This window comes from Kitasatospora sp. NPDC058218, from assembly GCF_042882445.1.
GTDB lineage: Bacteria > Actinomycetota > Actinomycetes > Streptomycetales > Streptomycetaceae > Kitasatospora.
Genome location: NZ_JBHVWC010000048.1, coordinates 21,282 through 45,283, shown reverse-complemented (window position 1 = coordinate 45,283; position 24,002 = coordinate 21,282). Strand labels below are relative to the sequence as shown.

At 72.3% G+C, this 24,002-nt stretch carries 24 protein-coding genes and 2 pseudogenes; 14 read left to right on the top strand and 12 right to left on the bottom strand.

Features of this window, described 5'->3' with window-relative positions; genetic code table 11:
• The first annotated feature begins 9 nt into the window (after positions 1-9).
• The 4 genes and pseudogenes from ACFVYI_RS27980 to ACFVYI_RS27965 all read left to right on the top strand — a co-directional run.
• Positions 10-774 (top strand): PIG-L deacetylase family protein, encoded by a 765-nt coding sequence (locus ACFVYI_RS27980; RefSeq protein ID WP_387890541.1) that lies wholly within the window; start codon positions 10-12, stop codon positions 772-774.
• A 57-nt stretch (positions 775-831) separates the two neighbouring features.
• Positions 832-1,644, top strand: coding sequence for a methyltransferase domain-containing protein (locus ACFVYI_RS27975; RefSeq protein WP_387890539.1), 813 nt, complete (start codon positions 832-834; stop codon positions 1,642-1,644).
• A 138-nt stretch (positions 1,645-1,782) separates the two neighbouring features.
• Positions 1,783-2,145: a hypothetical protein gene (locus ACFVYI_RS27970; RefSeq protein WP_387890537.1), complete on the top strand. Its 363-nt coding sequence runs from the start codon at positions 1,783-1,785 to the stop codon at positions 2,143-2,145.
• Positions 2,146-2,270: 125 nt separating this feature from the next.
• Positions 2,271-2,363: pseudogene (locus ACFVYI_RS27965) on the top strand (AAA family ATPase); the annotation flags it as partial.
• 33 nt (positions 2,364-2,396) lie between these two features.
• Here ACFVYI_RS27965 and ACFVYI_RS27960 read toward each other — a convergent pair.
• The gene (locus ACFVYI_RS27960) at positions 2,397-2,828 is read right to left on the bottom strand and encodes a DUF6228 family protein (protein WP_387890534.1); all 432 of its coding nucleotides are present in this window, start codon (positions 2,826-2,828) and stop codon (positions 2,397-2,399) included.
• Positions 2,829-4,080: 1,252 nt separating this feature from the next.
• Here ACFVYI_RS27960 and ACFVYI_RS27955 point away from each other — a divergent pair.
• A complete protein-coding gene (locus ACFVYI_RS27955) occupies positions 4,081-4,755 on the top strand; it encodes a DUF1963 domain-containing protein (RefSeq protein ID WP_387890532.1) in 675 nt (224 codons plus the stop codon).
• Between the two features lie 358 nt (positions 4,756-5,113).
• Entirely contained in the window at positions 5,114-5,521 is a 408-nt protein-coding gene (locus tag ACFVYI_RS27950) for a hypothetical protein (RefSeq protein ID WP_387890530.1), read from the top strand.
• Positions 5,522-5,675: 154 nt separating this feature from the next.
• Here ACFVYI_RS27950 and ACFVYI_RS27945 read toward each other — a convergent pair whose 3' ends face one another.
• Positions 5,676-6,524 carry an SDR family NAD(P)-dependent oxidoreductase gene (locus ACFVYI_RS27945; RefSeq protein WP_387890528.1) on the bottom strand — a complete coding sequence of 283 codons (849 nt, stop codon included), beginning with the start codon at positions 6,522-6,524 and terminating at the stop codon, positions 5,676-5,678.
• A 104-nt stretch (positions 6,525-6,628) separates the two neighbouring features.
• On the opposite strand from ACFVYI_RS27945, the gene ACFVYI_RS27940 reads away from it, so the two are divergent.
• The 4 genes and pseudogenes from ACFVYI_RS27940 to ACFVYI_RS27925 all read left to right on the top strand — a co-directional run bounded on the left by ACFVYI_RS27940 (position 6,629) and on the right by ACFVYI_RS27925 (position 8,677).
• Positions 6,629-7,240 carry a CGNR zinc finger domain-containing protein gene (locus ACFVYI_RS27940; RefSeq protein WP_387890525.1) on the top strand — a complete coding sequence of 204 codons (612 nt, stop codon included), beginning with the start codon at positions 6,629-6,631 and terminating at the stop codon, positions 7,238-7,240.
• Between the two features lie 136 nt (positions 7,241-7,376).
• Entirely contained in the window at positions 7,377-7,541 is a 165-nt protein-coding gene (locus tag ACFVYI_RS27935) for a hypothetical protein (protein WP_387890523.1), read from the top strand.
• Between the two features lie 837 nt (positions 7,542-8,378).
• Positions 8,379-8,441 (top strand): annotated as a pseudogene (locus ACFVYI_RS27930) (twin-arginine translocase TatA/TatE family subunit); the annotation flags it as partial.
• Positions 8,442-8,488: 47 nt separating this feature from the next.
• On the top strand, positions 8,489-8,677 hold the full coding sequence (locus ACFVYI_RS27925) for a hypothetical protein (protein ID WP_387890522.1): 189 nt from the start codon (positions 8,489-8,491) through the stop codon (positions 8,675-8,677).
• Between the two features lie 126 nt (positions 8,678-8,803).
• On the opposite strand, the gene ACFVYI_RS27920 is transcribed toward ACFVYI_RS27925, so the two are convergent.
• A complete protein-coding gene (locus ACFVYI_RS27920; protein WP_387890519.1) occupies positions 8,804-9,688 on the bottom strand; it encodes a LysR family transcriptional regulator in 885 nt (294 codons plus the stop codon).
• 92 nt (positions 9,689-9,780) lie between these two features.
• Between ACFVYI_RS27920 and ACFVYI_RS27915 the strand changes: the two genes are divergently transcribed.
• Entirely contained in the window at positions 9,781-10,755 is a 975-nt protein-coding gene (locus ACFVYI_RS27915) for a nitrilase family protein (RefSeq protein WP_387890517.1), read from the top strand.
• 146 nt (positions 10,756-10,901) lie between these two features.
• Here ACFVYI_RS27915 and ACFVYI_RS27910 read toward each other — a convergent pair whose 3' ends face one another.
• A complete protein-coding gene (locus ACFVYI_RS27910) occupies positions 10,902-11,102 on the bottom strand; it encodes a hypothetical protein (protein WP_387890514.1) in 201 nt (66 codons plus the stop codon).
• A 235-nt stretch (positions 11,103-11,337) separates the two neighbouring features.
• On the opposite strand from ACFVYI_RS27910, the gene ACFVYI_RS27905 reads away from it, so the two are divergent.
• Positions 11,338-12,294 (top strand): reverse transcriptase domain-containing protein, encoded by a 957-nt coding sequence (locus ACFVYI_RS27905; protein WP_387890512.1) that lies wholly within the window; start codon positions 11,338-11,340, stop codon positions 12,292-12,294.
• 314 nt (positions 12,295-12,608) lie between these two features.
• Here the strand turns inward: ACFVYI_RS27905 and ACFVYI_RS27900 are convergent, their stop codons facing one another.
• From ACFVYI_RS27900 to ACFVYI_RS27865, 8 genes are all read right to left on the bottom strand, one after another.
• Complete coding sequence (locus ACFVYI_RS27900) at positions 12,609-13,598, bottom strand: aldo/keto reductase (RefSeq protein WP_387890510.1); 990 nt, start codon at positions 13,596-13,598, stop codon at positions 12,609-12,611.
• Positions 13,599-14,352: 754 nt separating this feature from the next.
• Positions 14,353-15,258 carry an arginase family protein gene (locus ACFVYI_RS27895; RefSeq protein ID WP_387890507.1) on the bottom strand — a complete coding sequence of 302 codons (906 nt, stop codon included), beginning with the start codon at positions 15,256-15,258 and terminating at the stop codon, positions 14,353-14,355.
• 385 nt (positions 15,259-15,643) lie between these two features.
• Complete coding sequence (locus ACFVYI_RS27890; protein WP_387890504.1) at positions 15,644-15,880, bottom strand: hypothetical protein; 237 nt, start codon at positions 15,878-15,880, stop codon at positions 15,644-15,646.
• A 517-nt stretch (positions 15,881-16,397) separates the two neighbouring features.
• Entirely contained in the window at positions 16,398-17,285 is an 888-nt protein-coding gene (locus tag ACFVYI_RS27885; protein WP_387890501.1) for an ABC transporter ATP-binding protein, read from the bottom strand.
• A complete protein-coding gene (locus ACFVYI_RS27880) occupies positions 17,264-18,130 on the bottom strand; it encodes an ABC transporter permease (protein WP_387890499.1) in 867 nt (288 codons plus the stop codon). Before ACFVYI_RS27880 ends, ACFVYI_RS27885 begins: the two co-directional genes overlap by 22 nt.
• A gap of 32 nt (positions 18,131-18,162) precedes the next feature.
• Positions 18,163-19,206, bottom strand: a complete 1,044-nt coding sequence (locus ACFVYI_RS27875; protein WP_387890496.1) for an ABC transporter substrate-binding protein — start codon at positions 19,204-19,206, stop codon at positions 18,163-18,165.
• 119 nt (positions 19,207-19,325) lie between these two features.
• The gene (locus ACFVYI_RS27870; protein WP_387890493.1) at positions 19,326-20,339 is read right to left on the bottom strand and encodes an N-acetylmuramic acid 6-phosphate etherase; all 1,014 of its coding nucleotides are present in this window, start codon (positions 20,337-20,339) and stop codon (positions 19,326-19,328) included.
• 139 nt (positions 20,340-20,478) lie between these two features.
• Positions 20,479-21,585 carry a hypothetical protein gene (locus tag ACFVYI_RS27865; protein ID WP_387890490.1) on the bottom strand — a complete coding sequence of 369 codons (1,107 nt, stop codon included), beginning with the start codon at positions 21,583-21,585 and terminating at the stop codon, positions 20,479-20,481.
• A 300-nt stretch (positions 21,586-21,885) separates the two neighbouring features.
• On the opposite strand from ACFVYI_RS27865, the gene ACFVYI_RS27860 reads away from it, so the two are divergent.
• Together ACFVYI_RS27860 and ACFVYI_RS27855 are read left to right on the top strand one after the other, a co-directional pair.
• Complete coding sequence (locus ACFVYI_RS27860) at positions 21,886-22,779, top strand: MurR/RpiR family transcriptional regulator (RefSeq protein WP_387890487.1); 894 nt, start codon at positions 21,886-21,888, stop codon at positions 22,777-22,779.
• On the top strand, positions 22,748-23,848 hold the full coding sequence (locus ACFVYI_RS27855) for an N-acetylglucosamine kinase (RefSeq protein ID WP_387890485.1): 1,101 nt from the start codon (positions 22,748-22,750) through the stop codon (positions 23,846-23,848). Before ACFVYI_RS27860 ends, ACFVYI_RS27855 begins: the two co-directional genes overlap by 32 nt.
• Positions 23,849-24,002: the final 154 nt, after the last annotated feature.

Sequence of the window (24,002 nt, the reverse complement as noted above, 5' to 3'; positions counted from 1 at the left end):
GAGGTACCTGTGCCGCAACTTCCCAGCCTGCTAGCCGTGTTCGGGCACCCGGACGACGAGTCGCTCGTCGCCGGCGGAGTCCTTGCCCAGCACGCCCACTCGGGAGCGCCCACGGCGGTGGTCACCGCTACCTGGGCCCCCGGCACCCACCGCGCGGCCGAGCTGGCCGACGCCGTCCGGATCCTCGGAGCAGGAGAGCCGAGGATGCTGGGGTACGCCGACCACCGCGTCCCGGAGTCCTCCACCGGCCCGCGGCTGTGCGACGTGCCGCTGGAGCGCCTGGTGGAGGACGTCGTACGGCAGATCCGCGAGTTCCGGCCCGGCATCGTGCTCACCCACGACGCGTACGGGGGCCTCACCGGCCACCCGGACCACCGCCTCACCCACCGGGCCGTCGTGCTCGCCGCGACCGCCGCCGGGCTAGAGCACCTCTACCCGGACGCCGGAGCCCCCTGGCGGCCTTCGGCGCTCCACCTGGCGACCCACCCGCACTCGGCCCTCGCCGACCTCGGCCCGCTCCTCACCCGGGTCGACAAGTCGGTGCTCAGCGTCCCCGACGAGAGCGTCGACCTGGTCGCGGACGTACGCCCGTGGCTGGACACGAAGTGGGCGGCCATCTGCGCCCACCGGAGCCAGGTCGACCGGGAACGGCCGCTGCCCGGCCTGCTCGCCCGCCTCCCCACAGACGTTCGGGAGCGGATCACCGGCCGCGAGTACTTCACGCGCATCGACCTGCGGCCGGCGCCGGCCAGCCCGGGAGAGCAGCCCCACTGACCGTCACCCGCGCCACGCCCACCTCCCGACCTCACCCCCAGCAGGAGCAGCATCAGGATGCGCCCGCCCGCCGCCCACGGCTTCACGGCCGTCGACCAGCAGCCCCGACCCGCCGCGTTCGTCCAGGTCCTCGACACGCTGGACGACCACCCGTTCTACGCGGCCTACAAGGCCCGCCTGCGCGAGCTTCTCCACGCCCGGCCCGGTGACCGGTTCCTCGACATCGGGGCAGGGACGGGCGACAGTGTCCAGGGCATGGCCCGCGAATACGGCAGCACCGTCGCGGCCATCGACCGCTCGACCACAATGGCCCGCCATGCACACGCCCGCGGGCTGGCACACGTCGCGGTCGCCGACGCCCACCACCTGCCCTTCCGGGACGCCTCCTTCGACGGGGCCTGGGCCGACCGTGTCCTGCAGCACGTCGCCGACCCGGAGCAGGTCCTCACGGAGATGCTGAGAGTGATCCGCCCCGGCGGGCGCATCGCTCTCGCCGACCCCGACTACGACACCCAGGTCCTCGACATCGCCGACCAGGAACTGGCCCGCCGGGTCCTGCGGTTCCGGGCCGACGTCCAGCTCCGCCACGGCACCCTCGCCCACCGGCACGCCGGCCTCCTCGCCCGCCGTGGCCTGCTCGACGTCAGCACCGAGGCCAGAACGCTCGTCGTGCGCGATCCGCGCGAGGCCGACAACTGCCTGGGGCTGCGGACCTGGGCCCGCACGGCAGCCGAACACGGACACCTCACCCGCACCGAAGCCGAGCAGTTCACCGGCCAGTTCGACGAGGCCGTCCGCAGCGGCCGGTTCACCTACGCGGTCACCTTCTTCCTCACCGCGGCCACGGCCGCACCCACCAGCCGCTCATGACACCGCGTGAGGAGAAGCGCCCCGCAGCCGGCGGCCCCCGCGCGCCGCCCGGCCTCGGCCGCACTGCGGCGAATCGTCAAGTCTGCGCGGCCCATCCCGGGACGACGTGCACCATATCCACCACTCGAAGGAGCAGCGGTGTCCGACACCAGCACCAGCGTGACCAGCACGATCCCGGAGACGGTCCGGATCCTGGGCTGCAACGTCCAGCACGGCTGGCGCCGTGACGAAGCCATCGCCTTCATCAAGTCCCTCACCCCGGCGCCGGATATCATCCTCTGGCAGGAGGCCCAGCCGGACGACCCGGGCAAGGGCATGGCCTCCGATGCCGAGGTGGCCGCCGAGGCGCTGGGGATGGACGCGTACGAGAACGTGCTGGCTTGGAAGCTCTCTACTGCCAGCCTGGTATCGGCGGCGTCCACGAGAGGGGTGCGGTCGAGGGACAACTCGGCTGGTTCCGCCGCAAGTGCCTCGTTCCCGTCCCCACGCTGGCGGAGCTGAACCCGATGATCGAGCTGTGGGACGAGCAGGACGACGCCCGCCGCATCCGCTCCCGGCCTCGCACGATCGGCGAGTAGTTCGCCGCCGAGCAACCACTGCTGGCGCCGCTGCCTGACGAGCCGTTCGAGCGCCGCACCTTCAGCGGCAACATCATCGAGACCGGCACTGACTCCTACCGCCTCGCCATCACCCGCGTCGAACAGCAGGCCGTCGGCTGAGACAGTGCTCGGGACGGGCCGGCTGTCGAAGGCCTACTCTTCGCGCAGGAATTCCCGTAGGTCTGCGGCTACGGCCGTCATCCCTTCGCCGGCCTCTATCACGGTCGTCACGGTGCAGCTCCAGTCGCCGGGGAAGAATCCGGACCGCAGGGTCCAACCCAGATGCACATGACCACCCGAGCCGAACGTAGCTGTCACGACCAGGTGATTGTTGACCCAGACCCGCTCGCCCTCCCAGCCACGGAAGTCGCGCGCGAGGCCGTCGAAGAACTCGCTCATGTTGTCCCAGACGGTCACCGTCACGGTCTCAAGCCGTGCACGCACACCGTCATCGATGGCCTCCACCGCGAAGGCGACCTCGTACTCTGCCCGCGACCAATCGAACATCCGGACAGAGGCCGCCGACGCCCCTGACCCCTGAACGACGAGCTCGACCTGCCCTGGAACCATCTCGATCAGACTCACCTGGCGAAGGATACGGACGCCCCCAGGTCGACGTCACCACCATCCCCAGGCGCCGGAGCCGCCGCTACTTCTCATCAACATCTGGGGCTCCATCAGCCACCTGATGCCACCAGCTCTGACCAACAAGCGCTCTTCGTTCTCACCTACGCAGCCAGACTGCAGGTTGGCCGCCTTGACCAGCAATTCGTCGATGCTGTCGGCGCGGGCGAAGCGGCGGACGGTAGCCGGTGGCGGGCTGGGTCGTCAATGAGGCGGTCGCGGAGAAGGGCGGGCAACCCGATGTCAGGCCGGCATGCAAACATCACACCACCATGAGGAGAGGGGGAGCCGCCGTGAGCTTCTTGGGGATGTGGTGCCTGATACCCATGCACGCCGACACCATCACGCGATACAGGACAGACCTGGCACCGGCCATCGAGGCCGAAGCCGCACTCCCCGAATCCAGGGACCTTCTTCAGCGGTGGCACCAGGCCGGCAGCACCGAAGCGATCATGTATCAGTTCCTCGCCGCGGCCGCCCCGTCCGCACTGCACGAGAGGATCTGCCTCGTCTACGAGGCATGGGAACGCGGCTACGACAAGGCCCTGCCCCACCTCGCGGTTGCCACCCGCGAGGCCCACCCGGCAACCGCCATGGCCCTCGCCCTCGGACCTCAGTGCAACGCCGAACTGCCCGGCTGGTTCGGAGACCTCATCCTCACCCCCGAACAGGTCCCTCCAGACCCTCCCCGCCGTCGAACGAGCCTTCACCTGGACCACTCAAACACGACGCCGGGCCGAGCTGCGTCTCGCCGCCGCCCTCCACCCCGAAGGCGACCAGGACGACATCGACGCCCTTCTCGACAGCGTGCCCCCGGTCTGGCGTGCCGCAGCGGGCGCCGGCCGAGGTCTGCTCGGAGCTCACTTCATCCCCTGACCGCGCGAGCGCTTCGAGCTGTACCTACCTCCCCTGAACCACCTGCACCCGTGTCGGCCCGGCAATCCCGTCCGGCCCGACTGCCACGACGCACCGCACGCTGGAGACGACGATGACCCGCACGACCCCGCATCGGCCCGTGGATGTGGAGCAGCTCTTCCCCGAGCTTGTGCCACTGCGGCGCGACGCAATTCGCCTCCACCCGCGTGCCGGTAACCCGTCCTCGGCCGAGAGCTCGGTCGGTGGGCCGCTGCTGTGGCCTGCCGACGAGCCGTGGCCGCTCTGCCCGAGCAGCAGCCACCCGGGGGAGTGGGGCCAGCCAGCGACGGAGGGGCCGGTGCCGATGGTGTCCGTCGTCCAGGTCCACCGACGGGACGTGCCCCAGCTCGACTTCCCCGCCGGGACCGACCTGCTCCAGGTACTCTGGTGCCCGTTCATCGTCCACCTCTGCCCGGAGCCGACGCCCCGGGTGGTCTGGCGGAGCTCCGACTCGGTGGGCGCGGTCCTCGACACCGCGCCGTCGACCGTCAGCACGGCGCCCAAGGACAGCATCCCGGCCCCGTGCGTCCTGCACCCCGAGCCGGTGCTCGACTACCCGAGCTGGGACATGCCGGATGAGGTGAGTCCGGCGCTGCGTGTCCGGCTGGAGGAGCTGAAGGCCCGTACCGGCCTGTGGTACAGCTACCACCTGGCCGAGGCCCCGGGGATCAAGCTCGGCGGATACCCGAGCTGGACCCAGGAACCCTGCTGGCCGGACTGCCCGACCTGCGGGCGGACGATGGACCACCTCCTGACGGTGAGCAGTTGGGAGTACGACGGCCTGTCGTACCGCACCTGGCTCCCGCTGGAGGACCGCGACAGCGAGACCGGCGAGGAGCGACGTGACGCCACCGGGGGGCGTGGAGCGCACAGTCCCGCCCAGGTGATGTTCGGGGACGCGGGCGGCGTCTACATCTTCGAGTGCAGGTCGTGCCCGGACCGCCCGGTGGACCACCACTGGGACTGCTCGTGAGGCGGCGCGATCGCGTCCGGCACCGCTCATCGAGCACGGGTGTGAGCAGTGTTCGTCGTTCCGGTGGCGGGTCTGGGCCGGGGTCTTGATCTGCGGGTGCCGGTGCGGTGGGCCGGCCCGCTGCTGCCCGTTGTGATGGCTGACCTGGGATCCGCTCCTCGCCGATGGACAAGGACAAAGTCCGTCCGAGGAGTTCCCGTATACGAATGAGCTGGCCTGGAAGGGCTGGTGTGCTCTGTGCTCCATGGCCGGCGCGGGTAGCGGTGCCCCCGCTGGTTCACCTGTGGCGCTGGCCGGCGAAGGGGGCGAGGAGGTCGAGCATCTGCTGGTCGGTGCTGCGCGCCCGGTCGGTGGAGAAGTGCCCGGTCTCGCTGCCGAGCGCCGGGGCCGGCTCGCCGACCTGCTGGACGCGACGTCCCCGCAGACCCGTGCCCGCCAGGTCCAGGCCACTGTCCTGCCGGTCCTGGAGCCGCTGCGCGCGTTGCTGCCGCACGGCGGCCTGGCCAAGGGCACGGTCACCGAGGCCGCCGACATGAGCCTGCTCCTGGCCCTCGCCGCCGGCCCGGCCACCGCAGACTGCTACGCCTGGACCGCCGCCGTCGGCCTCCCGAGCCTGGGGTTGGCCGCGGCCGCCGGCTCCGGCGTCACCACGCGGTACGCTCCGCCCACCCTGGACAGCCCGCTCCGCCCCGAAGTTCAGCCGGCTGACGGGCGACCCCAGAGCCCTGACGCTCCGTCCCAGGTCGGTGCTCCTGGGGTGGGGTGAACCGACGCAATCCGTTGGCCTGCGTGACGCAGAACTTCCGAGGAGTCGGTTCCCGCCCGAAGCGAGATCCCTTCCCGGCTTGCCGGGCATGTGTGGATTACGCCGCCGAGGGCACCTCGGCTGTCAGCGCCGTGGCCCCCGGCGGGACTTGCGATTACCTGTCGACGGCGTCGGTCACGTGCTTCCAGTCGTCCAGGTCTGCGATGCGTGCCTCCAGTGCGGCGCGCATGCCCGTGGCGCCGGAGGTGCCGAGGGCCAGGCGCAGCGGAGGATTGTGGCTGTCGACCGCGGCGCGGATGCCTGCGGCGATCCGCGCCGCGGAGGAGAACGCGGATGCCGGCAACTCTCCGATGCCTTTCTGAACCTCGCGGACGGTCTGGTCGTAGTCGGCCAGGCCGGCCGCGACGTCGAGGTTGGCCAGGAAGGGGGTCGCGGTCAGCCCGGGCTGGATGATCGTGACCTTGATGCCGAGCGGTGCGACCTCGGCAACCAGAGCGTCCGACAGCCCCTCGACCGCGTGCTTGGTCGCGGCCAGCAGTCCCACGCCGGGATGGGCGGACTGCCCGTAGACGGACGAGCCCTGGAGGATGTGCCCGGATCGCTGGGCGCGGAGCACCGGCAACGTCGCGCGGAGCACGTTGAGCACTCCGAAGACGTTGGTGTCGAACACGGCGCGGACCTGCGCGTCGGAGGCCTCCTCGATGGCTCCGAACAGTCCGTAGCCGGCGTTGTTGGCCACAACGTCGATACGGCCGAACCGTGTGAGTGTGCGCTCCACCGCTTCCCGGACGGCCTGCTCGTCACGCACGTCCGCCTGGGTGAGGAGCAGGCGCTCGCCGTGCACTTCGGTCAGTTCGTCCAGGGAAGCGGTGTCGCGGGCGAGGGCCGAGACGGCGTCGCCGCTCTCGAGCGCCTGGAGTGTCAGTTCGCGGCCGATGCCGGACGTCGCGCCGGTGATCAGCCATGTGCGGGGGTGGGTCTGCTGGTTGGATGTTCCATTCATGTTGCGACCGTAATTAATTAGATCGCAACGAGTCAAGTGGGATGGCGCTCTGGGTTGCCCGTTAGACGGGTTAGTGCCTCTTCCTGCTGATGTAGGGTGAGGGCATGAGCAGTGCGACAGCCGGATCTCCCAAACTCAGCCCGCGCACCGTCACGCCGGCGGTGGAGACCGTGCTCGCGTTCGTGAACACGCGCGCGGACGGGTCCGGTCGGCGCGAGTTGTTCGGGGATGGGGACTCGTTCGCGGCGTGGCTGGCGGAGTACGACGAGTTCGGCGGTGAAACCGTGGCGACCGATGCTGATGCCGCGGCCGCGCGCGAGCTGCGCGATGCCCTGGTGGCCGTGCTGCTCGCGCACTCCGGCGACGAGGAGAGCCTGGGTGAGCCGCTGCAGCGTGCCGAGCGGCACCTGCGGCGCGCGGGTTCGCTCTACCCGCTGGCGACGATGGTTACGGCCGGTGGTGTCGAGCTGGTGTCGCCGCAGGCGGGGGTGGAGCGTGTGTTCGGAACCGTACTGGCTGCGGTGACGACCTTTGCCCAGAGCAGCGACTGGGGGCGCATCAAGGCGTGCCGGAACCCCCCATGCCATTTCGGCTTCTTCGACCGCACCCGCAATGGGGGAGGGCTGTACTGCAGTCCCGGCTGCGGCTCCCAGGTGTCCATGCGCAACTACCGGCAGCGGCAGCGCCAAGGAAGTCAGGCGCCGCCCCAGGCGTGAGGACGCACCGCCATCGCGGAGCCTTCCGCAGTGGCAGGGCCGAGGATGGCGTCGACGGGAGCCGATGCCCCGGTGGTAGAGGCCCATCGCGAGTCGGCAGTAGCGGAAGCTGCGGTCGGCCTTGAGCATGTCGTTGATGAAGCGGGTGTACGCGGTGGCGGTCAGGTCGAGGGGGACGCCGCTGACCAGGGTGTCGTCGGTGGGGCCGTCGTTGGAGCCGATGGAGTCGGACTGGATCTCGAAGCCGAGGCCGAGGATCATCTGCCGCTTCGCCCCGTTGTCGTTGAAGGCGATGACGTAGCTGCCACTGGTGTCGTCGTCGACGGCGTGCGCGCGGGTGGGGATGAGGATCTGGGGCAGGGAGGCGGCGGCGCCGGCGATGGCGGCACCGCGCAGGACGGAGCGGCGGCTGATGCCGTGCGGCTCGGGTCTGGTCATGGTCTTCCTTCATGGGGGACGGCTCGGCCTGGGGCGGGGCCGGTTTCGGGGGTGTTGTGGGGGAGCGGGCGGGTGTCGGCCGGCACGACGGTGCGGGCCCGGCCGCGGCGGTGTGCGGTTGCCAGGTGGCTCGGGTGAGGTCCTGGAGTCGGTCGCGCGGGGGACGGGGGATTGCCGGTGCGAACGGCGGGTGCGAGACCCCGGGGCGCGGCGTTTTGGTGCTTCGGGGCGTCAGCGGTGATTCGCGCCTGCCGGCGGCTGCGCGGTGTCCGGGCCGTGGGGCTTGGGGGCTTCGCGGTGGTCGGGTCGGGAGGGCGGAGCCGGGGTATGGCGGTGTGATGGGTAAGTCTTTTTGTGTGGTGGGCTGCGGCCGGGGCAGGCCCCGGTGCGTTCGGGGCCCGTTCGGGGCCCGGTCGGCTGCGGCTCGGTGTCGGCGCCGCGTCCGGAGTCGTGCCGCGTCACCAGGGCATGCTCTCCGTGGTCAGGGGCGCTCCTACGGCCGCAGCGCCGGTGGGCGAGTCCGCTTCCTCCCGCCGGCGCTCAAGGCCGGCCGCTCCGGCCGAGGCCTGCGCGCCTTCTGAAGATTCCGGGTGCCGACGGACTGGGCGGGTCCCGTCGGTGCCCGGCCCCGGTCAGCGTCCGGAGGGTGACGCTGATCCGTCTCCCACACCCACCACCCGGAAGGATCCGGTGGCTGACCATGCTCCGCAATGCCCTCGAACCGTGGCACCTCCTTCTCGTCGTCGCAGTGGTCGCCCTGCTGTTCGGCTCCAAGAAGCTCCCCGACCTCGCCCGTGGCTCGGCCGCTCCATGCGCATCCTCAAGGCCGAGGCCGGTGCCCTGCACGAGGACGAACCCCGCACCGACGCCGGGCCGGGCCCCCTCCCAGCCATCGAACCGGCCGAGGCCGCCGGGGCCACCGAGCCCGCCGTACAGCGACCGGCCGCCACCCCCTCCGACGGGCAGGGCGGGACGAGCCGAGCACCGATCCCGGTGTGACCAGGCCTCATCGGCCGGTGAAGCGCCGGCGCCCGATGGGCATGCCCCCCCGCGCTCCCTGCGTGGGCGAGACAGACGAGCATGCCCCTCGCGCTCGACGAAGGCAGCCGGCGCGGCGCCGTGCTGCTACGGGCGTGAAAGCGCCCGCACCACCTCGAGGAATTTGGTGAGCGCCCGCGGCGGACGGTCGGGATCCCACACCACTCCGACCTGCCAGCGCGCGGCCGGGTGGTCGATCGGGGTGATCGAGACTTGGGCCGGTGCGATGCTGCGGACCCTTTCGGGTACCAACGCAGCACCCACCCCGGCTGCCACCAGGGCAAGCACGGTCTGCAGGTCATTGGCGTGCTGGATCACCTCCGGATGAAGCTCGCACGCGGCCAGGTAGGTGTCCACCTGTCCGGCGAGGCCCGGTCCTCTCGCTCGCGCCAACTGAACCAGCCCGTACTCCTCCATTGCCGCGCCGACGTCCGCAGGATCGGTCAGCGGTCGTCGAGCCCTGTCGGGCGGGGATGCCAAGGCCAGGGAGTCGCTACTGAGTTCGAGCACTTCCAGGCCGTCCCCGGCCGGCAGCCGGATGTATCCCGCGTCCAGTTCGCCTCGGCGTACCCGCTCCACCTGCACGCTGGACGACATGTCGTCCAGCGTGACGCCGATCCCGGGGTGGCGGCGGCGGAACTCGGCCACGTCACGTGGCGCGAGATCGATGCTGGACATTCCGAAGCCGATCGACAGGTGGCCGGTCTCGCCATCGGCGATCCGATGGGCCCGCAGCACCAGGGCGTCGGCGCGGTCGACGATCTCCTGGGCGTCGGGGAGGAGAGCCCGGCCCAGCTCGGTCGGTTCGGCGCCGTGCCTGCCGCGCTTGAAGAGCAGGCCACCGGCCTGCGCCTCCAGGGCCTGGATCTGCTTGGTCAGGGCGGGTTGAGTGATCGACAACACCTCGGCGGTGGCACCGAAGGTCCGATGGCCGGCAAGGGTGACGAAGGCACGTAGCAAGCGCACTTCCATTCCTTCAGTGTATGGCACGGCTCCAAGGATTCATTGGACGAATGGAATGGGGGCCGGTGTACTGGAAGCAATCGACCTTTGAGGGAGTTTCGATGTCGCAATCCACCGTTGTGCGCACCGCGGCCGTGCAGTTCGAGTCCCGGCCGGGCGACAAGGCCTTCAACCTCGCGCGGGTGGAGCACTACGCGAGAGCCGCTGCTGCTGACGAGGTGCAGCTGGTTGCGCTGCCAGAAATGTGCCTGCTCGGCTACTGGCACCTGACCAAGAGCCCGGTGGCCTACCTGGAAGAGGTGGCCGAGGCGTCGGACGGTCCGTCGGTGAGCGCGGTCGCCCGGCTCGCGTGCGATCTGGGGCTGGGAATCGGCATCGGGTTCCTGGAGCGTGCCGAGGACGGGCAGCTGTTCAACTCGTATGCGATCTGCCTTCCTGACGGGGCGGTTCATGTCCATCGGAAGCTGCACGCGTTCGAGCACGAGGCAATCGCCAGCGGGGACCGCTACACGGTCTTCGACACTCCGTGGGGCGTGCGGGTCGGTGTGCTGATCTGCTGGGACAACAATCTCGTCGAAAACGTACGGGCCACTGCCCTGCTGGGCGCGCAGGTACTCGTCGCGCCGCACCAGACCGGCGGGACCGACTCCCGCAGCCCGCACGGCATGAAGCCGATCCCGATGGAGCTGTGGGAGAACCGGCACCAGGACCCGGAGTCGATCGAGGCCGCGTTCCGGGGACCTCATGGTCGCGGGTGGCTCATGCGGTGGTTGCCGGCCCGGGCCCACGACAACGGAGTGTTCGTGGTGTTCAGCAACGGTGTGGGGCGCGACGACAATGAGGTCCGGACCGGCAACGCGATGATCATCGACCCGTACGGCCGCGTGCTGAGCGAAACGTGGGCGGCGGTTGACGCCATGGTCACGGCCGACCTCGACCTCGGCTTGCTGCCGATGTCCACAGGACAGCGCTGGCTCCGCGGCCGACGGCCGGAGCTCTACAGCGTGCTCCTCGAACGCCGCGGCGACGAGCGGGACCCCCGCACCGTCCGCTTCTCCACAACTGTCAGCGAGTAGGGCCCACGGCCCACTCCGGGCTTCACCCCGAACAGTGGACACCTCCGAGAAGCGGATCTTCGGGCAGGTGGAGAGGATGTCCTCCCGGGTGCTGCGAGGTACTCAGGGCACGGTGCTGCCGCAGTGTTGGCTGCCGACCGGTCCGGTCAGCCCCGGTAGCTGGCCGGCCGGAAGTGCCAGACCTGGCTGTTGCCGGTCGCGTCGGACCAGCAGTCCATGGGGTGGCCGCCCTTGCCATCGGGGATGTCGAGGTAGCCGACGAAGTCGTCGACCGACGTCCAGCACTCGAAGCGGTTGCCCACGGCGTCGTTCGCGCCGCAGGCAGTTCCGCCCTCGGCGATGGGCACGTCGTTCGGGAGGCGAGTCCTCTACCACGAACGCCCGGCGTCAGCGGCGCAGCGTCGGCAGGGACCAGGCCAGGGCCGCTGTGACCTCGGTGTCGTCGTTCCAGGAGCACCAGGAGCAGACTCCAGCCAGGAGAGGTAAGCGGCCTGGGTGAAGACCAGGACTTCTCGCGGCGTGGTGCGCTCTGCCTCGAACCAGGCCCGGCTCTCCTGCTCGTTCGGCCAGACAAGAGCCACGATGGCCGCCACGAGCAGAACGAGTCCGAAGAAGCGAAGCACCGGAAGGAGCGGCAGGGCGAGGCACCACTGGGTGCTGGAGTGCGACATCAAAGCCTGTTTTGACGAGATCAATCACACGGCATTGATGGATCGCTTCCGGGTAAGGATCAAGGACAAGCGTATCTGCGGGCTGGTGAAAGCGTTCCTGAAATCCGGGATCCTTACCGAACTCGGAAATCGGGAAGAGTCACTGACGGGGACTCCACCGGGAGGGATCCTATCGCCGCTGCTCGCCAACATCGCGCTGTCCGCGCCGGACGACCATTTCGACCAGCAATGGCATCGCGACATGGGGACACCGTATCGGCGATCCAAGTGCAAGAAGGACGGCCTCGGTAACTGGCGCATCATCCGCTATGCGGATGATTTCGTCCTGGTGGTCTCGGGAAACCGCCACCATGCCGAGAGCCTGCGTGAGGAGGTGGCGGCCGTACTCGCCCCGCTGGGGCTGCGGCCGGCACCGGAGAAGACCCGGGTAGTCCACATCGACGAGGGCTTTGACTTCCTCGGGCACAACATCCGCAGCCGGCGGAAGCGAGGGACCACGAAGCACTACGTCTACACCAAACCGTCCCACAAGGCCATCGCGTCGATCAAGGACGAGGTACGGGAGCAGACGTACAGATCGACCCGCCACATGGAGCTGGACGAGCGGCTTCGCAGCGTCAACCGGAGCCTGGCGGGATGGGCGAACTTCTTCCGACACGGGGTGTCAAAGGCGATCCTCACCGCAGTCGACTCCCACACCTGGGGCCGGCTGATGCGGTGGATCCGCGCCAAGTACACAGGGAAACACCGGCTCGGGATGAAGGAACTCCGCAACCGCTTCTGTGACAAGGGGTGGCGGTTCGCCCACAACGGGGTCGTGTTCACCGGCGCATCGGGCGGGCGCTTTACGCGGGCCTCCATAGGCTGACGACCGCTTCCGCACTGCCAGTTGGGGGGCCGAGCGAGCGGAGAACGAAGAGTCCCGGCAGGCCGGACTCACGAGAGGCTGGACGCAGCACCGTCCCACGAACGGGACGACGGCCGCAAGGCGAGCGAGGCGGCTACGCGCAGAGCGCCAACGCCTCGCGACGTGTACGGCGGGGCCACCGGACCGGTGTCCCGGCCACTCCACACCGTCCGCCGACCGGGACGTCGCGCGGCAGGCGCTGTCCTTGTTCAGCACGATCCGGTACAGGCCCGCCTGCTGCCGTGGCTGCCACCCATCCGGTCAGCGGCAGTCGTTCAGCGGTTCACCGCGCGCATTCCGTCCTCGTCATAGCGTTCGCCCTCCACCTCGGGCAACTCGGCCTCGATGCGGGCCAGGTCCTCATCGGTCAACTCGACGTCGACCGCGTCCGCGTTCTGCTCCAGGTAGGTGCGGCGCTTGGTGCCCGGGATCGGCACGAGGTCCTCACCGCGGGCCAGTACCCAGGCGATTGCCAGTTGGGCCGGGGTGACGTGCTTCTCCGTGGCGATCTCCTTCACCTTCTCGGCGAGCCGGAGGTTGGCCGCCAGATTGGCCTCGGCGAAGCGCGGATTGGTGCGGCGGAAGTCGTCCTTGTCGAGCTCGTCCGGGGAGCTGAAGCGGCCCGCGAGGAAGCCGCGGCCGAGTGGGGAGTACGGCACGAAGCCGATTCCGAGCTCCCGGCACGTGGGGAGCACCTCGGCCTCCACGTCCCGCGTCCAGAGCGAGTACTCGCTCTGGACGGCGGTGACCGGGTGGACGGCGTGGGCGCGGCGGATGGTCTCGCCGCTCGCCTCGCTCAGCCCGATGTACCGCACCTTTCCCTCGGCGACCAGTTCGCCGAGCGCGCCGACGGTCTCCTCGATGGGCACGGTCGGGTCGACCCGGTGCTGGTAGTACAGATCGATGCGGTCGGTGCGGAGCCGCGCGAGTGAGCCGTGGACGGAGCTGCGGACGTGCTCGGCCGAGCCGTCCTGGCGGCCCACGGTCGACATGTCGCCCGGAACGGCGCTGTCCATGCGGTAGTTGAACTTCGTGGCGATCACGTACTCGTCACGGTGTCCCCGGACGGCCTCGCCGACCAGGGACTCGTTGGTGAGCGGTCCGTAGACCTGCGCCGTGTCGAGGAAGGTGATGCCGAGGTCCAGGGCGCGCCGGATGGTCGCGACGCCCTCGTCCTGGTCGGCCGTGCCGTAGAAGGCGGACATCCCCATGCAGCCGAGGCCGATGGCCGACACCTGGAGGTCCCGCAGACTGCGCTGTTGCATGTGTCGTGCCAGCCCTTCGTCTCGTTCTTCCCGTGGCCCGACGCCTTCCGGCGCCCCGGTCCGCGCGACCGGTCAGCCTGGTCTCCTCGGAGAGGACCTTACGGCGCCGGGGTCTTCTGGAGGCGGACCGGCACGGCCGGTCGGGTGCAGGACGCCCGTGCGAGGCCTTGCCCTACCGGCGAGCCGGCTTACGGCCTGGACCGGACCGGCCGCCGGGCCGCATGCCCGGCCGGTGTGCCGGGGGCGACCGGCGGCGCTGTGCGCCGCAGCCTCGGCTAGATGGACCCGCTGGCAAGCACGGACAGTGACCGACCTTGAGGAGCGGGGCGACCGCCCCGGGATTCGCCCTGTACTGTCCCGACTGCAGGACCTGGCCTCTGCCGGGGATCCTGCGACGATCGGCGGCGGGCGCTCGCCGGACAGCTCCCGGGCCGTGATCAGCCCTGGATGGCCGGCAACAGGCCGGCGGGCTCCGGGGGGCCGCCGGCAGCAGCGAACCGGTGCTCGGGTCGGGGGGTGAGGCGCTGCCCCGGGTGACGTCGACGTCACCGCCGAGGCGGCCCCGAGGGAACCCGACCTCGCCGAGCGAGACTGTCTGACGCGCCAGGTTGCCCGGCTCAACGCCCGCCGGCACCACTGATGGGCCGCGGTTCGCCCCGGGCGTGGACGTCGAGTGCGCCGATGTCGGTGGTCAGCCAATTTCCGGAGGGGCGGCGCGGGTTCGGAGGAGGCCCCCGGTGTCCCCGGCCGCAGTTCACGGGGCTGCGCGCAGGGCGTGTTGAAGGCTTGCAATGAACCGATGCAGAACGGCGGGGTTTCCGGCGGCGCGGGCAGGGTTGAGCTCGCAGATCGAGAGTGCTCGGAAGCGCGGGTCCCGGCAGGCGGTGTCCAGTGCCTCGGACAGGGCGTCGAGCGTGGGGCCGCTGTTGCGGCCGTCCGTGCTTTCCGCGAGCGGCGCGTCGGTGAAGTCCAGGACGTCGACATCGAGGTGCACGGCCAGGGGGCCGGACGGGAGCGTACTGAGGGCCCGTGTCACCTCGGGTCCCGGCGTGGTGGCGAGGTCGGTGTGCGAGCCCCATCGCAGGTCCAAGCCTCTTGCCTGCTCGCGTTCCCAGGAGGTGGCGGCCTCGGGGTCGATGCCGAGGAGGTGGAGCCGGTCCGGGGTGAGCAGCGGGCGGTGGGCGAAGGCGGCCGCCAGCGGCTCCGCGGCTCCGGGCAGGTCCAGTCCGTGGGCGAGCCCCATCCAGTCGAGGGCGCCCTCGCGGGTGCTCGCGGGTGTGTTGAGGTCGAAGTGCCGGTCGATGTAGAGCAGGCCGGCGTCCGGGTCGCGATCCGTGAGAGCTGCCATCACGCCCAGTGCGACGGTGCAGTTGCCGCCGATGACCAGAACGTCCGCGTCCTCCTCCAACGCTCCGGCGACGTGGTCGGCGACCGCCCTGACGGCTTTGACCACTGCCGTGAGGTTCTGGGCCCGCGGGTGCTGCGGGTCGGGAGCCCACACCTGCAGCGGCCCGTCCCCCGCATCCCGTACCCGGCGGCCCGCCGCCCTCAGGCCGTCGATCAGGCCCAGCTCGCGCAACACGCTTGGTGCGGCCTCCTGGCCGGGTGCGTAGCTGCCCGCACTGGTCGGCGCACCCACCACAACGAGATCTCGTCGCATCCACCCATCCTCGCCGTCCGCCCGGATGGGCGCCAGCGGGCTGTGCCTGCGAGTCAGCAGGGGGAGTGACGATGCCGCACGGAGAAGACGCGGGCCGGCCAGCCACTACCCAGGGGCAGCCCGGCAGTCAGGGGGACCCGGTGGTCGGCCACGAACCGGAAGCCGAACCGCGCCTCCACCGCGTCCGGCTTCGCTCGCTCAGGCCGACCGAGACCTCGGCATCACGCAGGCGGTGGACAGAAGAAGGAACGGCGAAGCCGGATCACCGGCTACCGCCGCGCGGCCGGGAGATCGAGGCCCTCGACTCCTCGACCGTCTTTTTCCAGCTCGTCGAACGATGGTGGGCCGCCGGTCGTGCGGCCCACCACCAGTGCGTTCCGGTGGCTCAGTAGAGGACGACGGAGAGCCGCGCCGGGCCGGTCTCGGTGGTGGTGTCGCAGAAGTAGACGATGGCCTGGTGGCTGTTCACGTACGCCTGGCCGGCCGCGTGGCAGCTGGCGGCGGTCGGGTAGATGCCGATGTAGGTGTAGGTGGACGCCTGGGCGGTCGGGGCGGCGATCAGGGCGCCGCCGGCCACGAGCCCGGCCACGGCCACGGCGGAGAATGCCTTGCGAAGCGACATGAGTGGTCTTCCTCCCATTGGTGAGCGCCAGGGTCTGTGCCCCCTGCGCTTCGCCGAGGAGCCTCCTCCGAATGTGAAGACATTGCAATGGTCGAGACCAATTCCGACCAGAACTGGTGTGATGGTTCTGTGACGGCACAGGTCACAGGCTCGTCTGACGAGCTGACGATCATCTTCCGGACAGTTCTTGCATTGTCCGGAGCCTGACAGCCTGTCGGGGATCGCGGGCCACTCGGGGGAGGGCCGGGTCCGTGGTTCGCGACCGCCCGGACGAGTCCTGCCGAGCCGACCACCGCTCGATCGTTCGCCCCGGCGCCGGTGGGTAGCGGCGCCGGGGCGAATGCTGCAGACCCGGCCCGAACCTCCTGGATCTTCTCGCGAATTCGCAGTCGGGCATTCAACGGACCGACCTCGGCTTCCTCTCTGGCAGTGGGATGTGGTCGATGCCGAGGGTCCTGAGGAGGTGGCCGACGGGCGGGCGGACCGGGCCACCGGGTCTAGCCCGCCCGCCCGTCCTTCACTCCTCCACGCCGAGCGCGGCCAGCAGCTCGCCCCGCAGCTCCGCACGGGAGCTCGGCCGACCGTCGGCGCCGCCGCCGGGCGAGCCGTCCGGTGACGTGCCCGACGGAGCGTCCACCGAGCCGGCGGGGGACGGCCGCAGGTCGTGCGAGATCCGGCCATCGGTCAGCACCAGCACCCGGTCGGCGAGCGCCAGCGCCTCGTCGATGTCGTGGGTCACCAGCAGCACGCACGGCCGGTACCGGGCGCAGAGCCGGCGCAGCAGGGCGTGCATCCGCAGTCGGGTGAGCGCGTCGAGGGCGCCGAACGGCTCGTCCAACAGCAGCAGTTCGGGCTGCCGGACGAGGGCCCGGGCGAGCGCCGCGCGTTGCGCCTCGCCGCCGGACAGGACGGCCGGCCAGTCCCGTTCGCGGCCGGTCAGACCGACCTCGGCGAGCACGGTCCGTCCGGTCTCCTCGGCGTCGGGGCCGGGGAGACCGAGCACCACGTTCTCCAGGACCCGTGCCCAGGGCAGCAGCCGCGCGTCCTGGAAGACCACCGAGACGCGGTCGGGGGTGTCCGCCGTGCCGGTGCCGGTCGCTCCGGGCGTGTTGCCGCGGCCGGCGCCGATGCGGGTACGGCCGTCGTACCCGTACCCGTAGCCGTCCAGTCGGCCGAGGGCCCGCAGCAGGGTGGACTTCCCGGAGCCGCTGTGGCCGAGCAGGGCGGTGAACTCGCCGGGCGCCAGGTCGAGGTCGACGCCGTCCAGGACGGTGCGGCCGTCGAACGCGCGGGTGAGCCCGCGCAGCCGGACGGCGGGCCCGGTCCCGTCGACGCTGCCGGCGCGCGGGTCGGTGCGCTCCGAACCGGGGACGGGGCCGGCGGTCAGGCCAGGGTGCGGCGCCATGCCAGCGCCCTCCTTTCGAGCAGGCGGACCAGGGTGTCCGAGAGCAGGCCGAGCAGGCCGTAGACGACCAGGCCGACGACGATGACGTCGGTGCGGCCGAAGGTGCGGGCCTGTGTCATCAGGTAGCCGATGCCGCTGGAGGCGTTGATCTGTTCGCTGACCACCAGCACCAGCCAGGAGATGGTCACCGACATCCGCAGCCCGGTGAAGAATCCCGGCGCGGCCCCGGGCAGGGCGACCCGCCGCAGGAACCCGGCGGCCGTCAGGTCGACGGTCTGCGCCAGCTCCGCGTACCGGGGGTCCAGGCCGGTGAGCCCGGCGTGGGTGTTCAGATAGACCGGGACGAGCGTGCCGAGCGCCACCAGGATCACCTTGACCTCCTCGCCGATGCCGAACCAGATGATGGCCAGCGGCACCAGGGCGAGGATCGGCAGCGAGCGGACGAGCTGCACCGTGCCGTCGATCAGTGCTTCGCCGACCCGGCTGAGCCCGGCGGCGAGCGCGAGCAGCAGTCCGGCGGCCACGCCGAAGCCGAGCCCGAGGGAGGCTCGCCGCAGGGAGATCAGCAGGTGCTCCTGGAGTTCGCCGGACCGGACCAGGTCGCCGAAGGTGGCGGCGATGTCGGTGGGCGGCGCGAGGGTCTGCGGGTCGAGCAGCCCGGTGGCCGAGGCCAGCCACCAGAGGACGAGCAGCAGCACCGGCCCGAGGGCGCGGGAGAACGGGATCCGGCGGCGCGGCCGGCCCACCGGCCCGCGGGGTCGGCGCACTCGCCGGGTCGGGCCGGTCGGGCCGGTCGGGACGGGGGTGTGGGGGTGGGTGGGCGCGAGCGGGGTGGTGACGGTCACGGTGGTCCTCTCGGGGGAGCGCCGGGTGCCGCTCAGCCGGCCAGGGCCTGGCGTTGGACGGCCTCGAAGCGGCGGTCGAACTCGCCCGACACGTCGAGCTTCCCGGGGAGCGCCCTGGCGTCCGCGAGGAGGTCGGCGATGGCCTGGTGGTCGGCGACGGCCTGGTCGTAGGGGGGAAACACCGCGGTGCCGGTGTTGCGGTAGATCTGCGTCCCGGTGGCGGCGGGGATGTTCTGCTTCTTCACGTAGTACTGCTCCACCCACCCGGCCTCGTTGGCGTTCTGCCAGGTCAGCGCCTTGACCCAGCGGGCGGTCAGATCGGCCAGCGCGGCGGTCCGCGCCGGGTCCCGGAGGGTCTTGCCGCTGGTGATGAGCAGCAGCAGGCCGCTGGTGAGGTCCTTGTCGTCGGTGATCTCGTGCGCGCCCTTCTCGGCGTTGGGCAGCAGGTACTTGGAGGCGAGCGGCTCGGTGAGGGCGGCGGCGTCGATCTGACCGCTCTGCAGCGCGGCGGGGATGTCCAGGACCTGGAGGTTGACCAGGGTGACGTCGGTGGTCTTCAGCCCGGCGCGCTTGAGCGCGTTGAGGACGGCGGGCTGGAAGGTGGTGCCCTCGGTGTAGGCGATCTTCTTGCCCTTGAGCTCGGCGACGGTCCGCGCCGGGTTGCCGGGCGAGGTCACCAGGTGGACGGCGGAGCGGCTGGTCTGGGCGACGCCGACCACCTTGACGTCCTGTTGGGCGGCTTGGGCGAAGATGGCGGGCGTCTCCGCGACGATGCCGACGTCGAGCGAGCCGGCGCGGAAGGCCTCCAGGATCGCGGGGCCACCCTGGAAGGCGTTGTACCCGAGCTTGTACGCGGTGCCCTGGTCCTGGGCGGAGGCCTTGAGCAGCGTCTCGAACTGGGCGTTCTGGTCGCCGATCCGGATCTCGGTGCCGGCCGGGACGGCGGTCGGCAGCGCCTCCTGCGGGGCGGGTGCGGGACCGGCGGAGGACCCGGTGGTGCGCCCGGTGGAGGCGCAGGCGGTCAGGGTCAGTGCGCCGACGGCGAGTGCGACGGCGAGGCGGCGGGGGCGGTGCATGAGTGGGACTCCTCTGTCAGTGCGGTCTGCTGCGGTGCGGTGCGGTGTGGCGGTGTGGCGGTGTGGCGGTGTGGCGGTGCGGTGGCGTGGGCTGGTGGGCCGCGCGCGGGCGCCCGCGGTCACTGCCGCGGGGCCGGCGGCGTGGCGGGTGGCGCATGTGGTGCGGCCGGGGCGGGAGGAGCGCTCGCGGCGAGCGGTTCGGCGGCCCGGGCGGGTACGCCGCCGGGACATCGGGCGGCCGCCGGGCGGAGCACGTCCAGCGCGCCCCGCACCGTCCCGCCCCCGGTCGCCAGCGCGGCGCGCGCGGCGGCCGGGGCGGCGTCGGCGAGCAGCACCACGAGGGCGGCCTTCAGCTCGCCGTCGGTGGCGGTCAGCGCGGACCGGCAGGCCTCCGGGCCGGCGCCGGAGGCCTGGGCGAGCAGGGTGAGTTTGCGAGCGGCGAGCTTGCGGTTCCCGGCCGCGACGTCCGTCATGAGGTTGGACCAGGTGCGGCCGAGCCGGACCATCACGGCCGTCGAGAAGCCGTGCAGCACCAGCTTCTGCGCGGTGCCGGCCTTCATCCGGGTCGAGCCGGTGATCACCTCGGGGCCCGACTCGACGCAGACGTGCAGGTCGACGAGGTCCGCCAGCGGCGCCTCGGGGTCGGCGCTCACCAGGACGGTCAGCGCACCGGCGGCGCGGGCCGCCCTCAGCGCGCCCGCCACGTACGGGGTCCGGCCGCTGGCGGCGAGGCCGAGCACCACGTCGCCGGCCACCGCTTCGGCGAGCGCGGCCCGGCCGGCGTCCTCGCTGTCCTCGGCGTCCTCCGCCGCCCGGGTGAGCGCGGCCGGCCCGCCGGCCAGGTGGACCCGGATCCGGCCGGGTTCCAGCCCGTAGGTGGGGGGCAGTTCGGCCGCGTCGAGGGTGGCGTAGCGGCCGGAGGAGCCGGCGCCGACGTAGTGCACGGTGCGGCCGGTCCGCAGGGCGGTGACGGCGGCGTCCACCGCGTGCGACAGCACCGGCAGTGCGGCCGCCACGGCGGCGGGCACGGTGGCGTCCTCGGCGTTGATCAGCCGCAGGACGCCGAGCGCGTCGAGCCGGTCGATGCCGGTGCTGCGGGGATTGCGCGCCTCGGTGGGCGGCAGGTGGTGCACGGGGGCTCCCGGTGTGGTGCGGGGACGGGGGGTGAGGGCGGGGCAGGGTTCGGCGACGGACCCGGCCCCGAGGTCGAGCGGCGTGTGCGGGGAGGGGGAGTGGTGGACGGTGAGCGGGGAGGGGAGCGGCGGCCGCGCTTCAGTCGAGGGCGTCGGCGAGCGCGCGGGCCTTCGGTCCGTCCAGGCCCTCGCCGGGGAAGAGACAGAGGTCCCGGCCCCCGGAGGCGTCGAGCGCGTGACCCAGGGCGGCCCGGAACCCGGCGGTGGTGACGGGCGGACCCCAGTCGGCGCCCCGGGCGAGCGCGGGCGACGAGGTGGTCTGCACCACCGGCACCACGGCCGTCCCCGGCGAGCCGGCGGCCTGCGCCCGGACCGCCCCGGCGACCGCGCCGACCCAGGCCGGCGGGCGGTGCAGGATCGCGTGGTACGACATCGGCAGCAGCGCGTCGACCAGCGGCGCCAGCTTCGCCGCGCACTGGCCGACCAGCCGCGCCCGGCGCGCGCCGTCCTCCTCCGGGACGAGGAAGAGGCCGGTCAGGAGCCCGGGCCGGGCCCGGCGGGCGGCGGTGAGCAGGTCGCGGGCGAGGCCGGTGATCACCTCGCGCCGGTAGCGGAGCCAGTGCTCCCGGTGGCGGCCGGTCAGTGCGGCGCGGGCCGCCACCGGGTCGGCCGGGACGGTGATCCCGGTGCGGCGGGTGAAGTCGGCGAGTGTCGTCGGGTCGTAGGAGGCGTCCCGCGGCCGGGCGCCCGGCCGCAGCTCCAACTCCCAGTGCAGGGGCCAGCGCAGGAAGTCCAGGACCAGTCCGTCGAGGAGCCCGCGGCCCGCCAGGGCGGCGCACCGCTCGGCGAGCCGCTCACCGTGTACCGGGTCGGTCGGGACCAGTCCGTCGTACCACTCCAACCGCTGCCACGGCCGTCCGTCGCCGGACACCGGCCGGAGGTCGGGGCGGCGGCGTTCCGCGGGTTCGGCGTGGTCGCTCAGGCAGGCGAGGCTGCCGAGCAGCCGGAGTCCGGCGGCGCGGCAGGCGGCGGCCAGGGCGGGTGTGACGGCGTAGGCCTTGGTGACGAGGGTGGTGAGCCCGGTGATGGCCAGGCCGTCGAGCAGGCGCGCACGCCCGTCCGGATCGGCGGCGGCGAGCGTGCGGTCGAAGACGTACGCGGCACGCAGCGGCGGCGTGGGCGGTGCGGGCGGCGTCAGTGCGGGCGGTGTGGGCGCGGGTGCGGTCGGGACGGCCGGGGCAGGCACGGATGATCCTCGGTGGGCCGGGTGCGTGAGCGCGGCGGTGGTGGGCCGGGTGGCGCAGGGTGTCAGCGAAGGGGCGCCACGGCCGGACAGGCGGTGGCGGTGACGCGACAGAAGTCCACGTGGGCCCGGGTGGTGAGGACGACGGCACGGGACACGGCGCGCTCTCCTCTCCGGGGTCGTGGTGGCACACTTCGGACACACCCGCGGTTGACACCCGTCGGGATGTCGAGGATTCTCGCACAGGAATCTTCGAATGTGGAAGAGCAACATCGGCGGGCAACAGGATGTGGGAGGGATGTCGTGGACCGCACGTCGGCCCAGGCTCTGATGGTGCGACTGCGGGGCAGGCTGCCCTCCCTGTCGCCGGTGGAACGCGCGGTGGCCGAACGCGTGCTGGCCGACCCGGCCGGTGCCGCAGCCCTGAGTATCAGTCAACTGGCGGCGGAGGCAGGCGTTTCCGACACCTCGGTGACGAGGTTCTGTCGCACCGTCGGCCTGCGCGGCTACCCCGATCTGCGCCTCGCGCTCGCCGCCGCCCAGGTGGCGGCCGCCGACGAGTTCGCCGTCCGGGTCGGCGCCGACGGGGACATCGCGGCCGGGGACGACACTCGCACCGTGGTCACCAAGGTGGCCCACCTCACCGCCCGGGCCGCCGAGGACACCGCCGCCCAACTCGACCTCGACGCCCTGGACACGGTGGTCGACGCGCTGGCCGCGGCCCGCCGGATCGAGGTGTACGCGGCAGGCGCCGGAGCCGTGGTCGCCGCCGACCTGGAGTACAAGCTCCAGCACCTCGGCCTCGTCTGCGCGGCCCACTCCGACATCCACCGCGCCCTGATGGGCGCCGCCCATCTGACCACCGCCGACGTCGCCCTGGGCATCTCCTACTCGGGCCGCACCCCCGAGGTCCTCGACCCGGTCACCGAGGCCGCCCGGCGCGGCGCCACCACCGTCGCCCTCACCAGCGACCCCGGCTCACCGCTCGCCGCCGCCGTCGCCCGCGTCCTCACCTTCGCCGGCCGGGAGAGCGAACTGCGCACCGGCGCCACGGTCAGCCGCACCGCCCAACTCACCGTGGTGGACTGCCTCTACGTCCGCCTCGCGCAACGCCTCGACACCCAGGCCGCCGAAGCCCTCGACCGCACCCACCAGGCCGTCACCCGTGGCCGCACCTCCCGGCGTCACCGTGGCTGACCACGAGCGGCCCGGCGCGGGCCCGGGCCGGCGCCTCGACTCCGTCCGAGGGCGGGAACCCGCGGACGAGGACACCCGGGTGGTGGGCGTCGACGTCGGCGGGTCCGGCATCCGGGTCGCGCTCGCCCCCGGCGGGTGGCCCACCGACCTCACCCGGGCCCGGACGGTCGAGGTGGCCGCGGCCGCCCGGGTCTCCTCCTCGGCCGCCGGCCAGGACGCGGACGCACTGCTCGGGCGGCTGCTGCCCGCGCTCACCGAACTGATGACCGGGGTGCCGTCCGGCGCCCGGATCGGCGCGGTCGCCGTCGGTGCCACCGGGATGGCCCTGCTGGGACGGGACCTCGCGGAGCGCCTGCCCGGCCCGCTGGCCCGCGCCACCGGGACCGAACGCCTCGTACTCGCCGGCGACGCGATCGCCGCGCACGTCGGCGCGTTGGGGACGGGGGCCGGAGTGACCGTGGCCGGCGGCACCGGACTGGTCGCGATCGGCTACCGCGCGGAGACCGGCTGGCGGCGCACCGACGGCTGGGGCCACCTGCTCGGCGACTGCGGAAGTGGCAGCTGGCTCGGCCGGGCCGGACTGGAGGCGGCGCTGCGCGCGTACGACGGACGGACCGGCGGATCGCCCGCGCTGCTGACGGCGGCCGAACGCCGCTACGGCCCGGCGACCGGCCTCCCGGCGGCGCTCCAGCCGCACCCGGACCGTGCCGCGCTGCTCGCCGCGTTCTCCCCCGACGTGGCGACCACGGCCGAGGAGGGCTGCCCGGTCGCCGGTGCGCTCGTCCGGCGGGCGGGGGAGGAGATCGCCGCCAGTGCGGCGGCCGCCGCCCGCGCCGCCGGTCTCCCCGCCCCCCGACTCGCGCTGACCGGTGGCCTCTTCCGCCTGGAGCCGCTGCGCCGGGCGACGCTGGACGCGCTGACCGTCGGCCTCCCCGCCGCCCGGCTCCGTGAGCCCGACGGCCCGCCCCTGCTGGGCGCCCTGCGCCTCGCCGCCGCGGCCGCCGCAGCCGGCGACCTCCCCTGGCCGCTCGACCCACCCCTGCTGGACCTCCTGCACCGGCCCGCCTGACCGGGTACCGGCGCGCTCGCGGTCCGGCCGGCGGGCGCGGGTCCGCGCACCGAGGACCGAGGACCGAGAACCGAGGAGGGGAGGCGACGGCCCGGGCCGGCGCCGGTGTCGTATAAACAACTGAAGCGACCGGCCACCACCCAACTGAAGATAT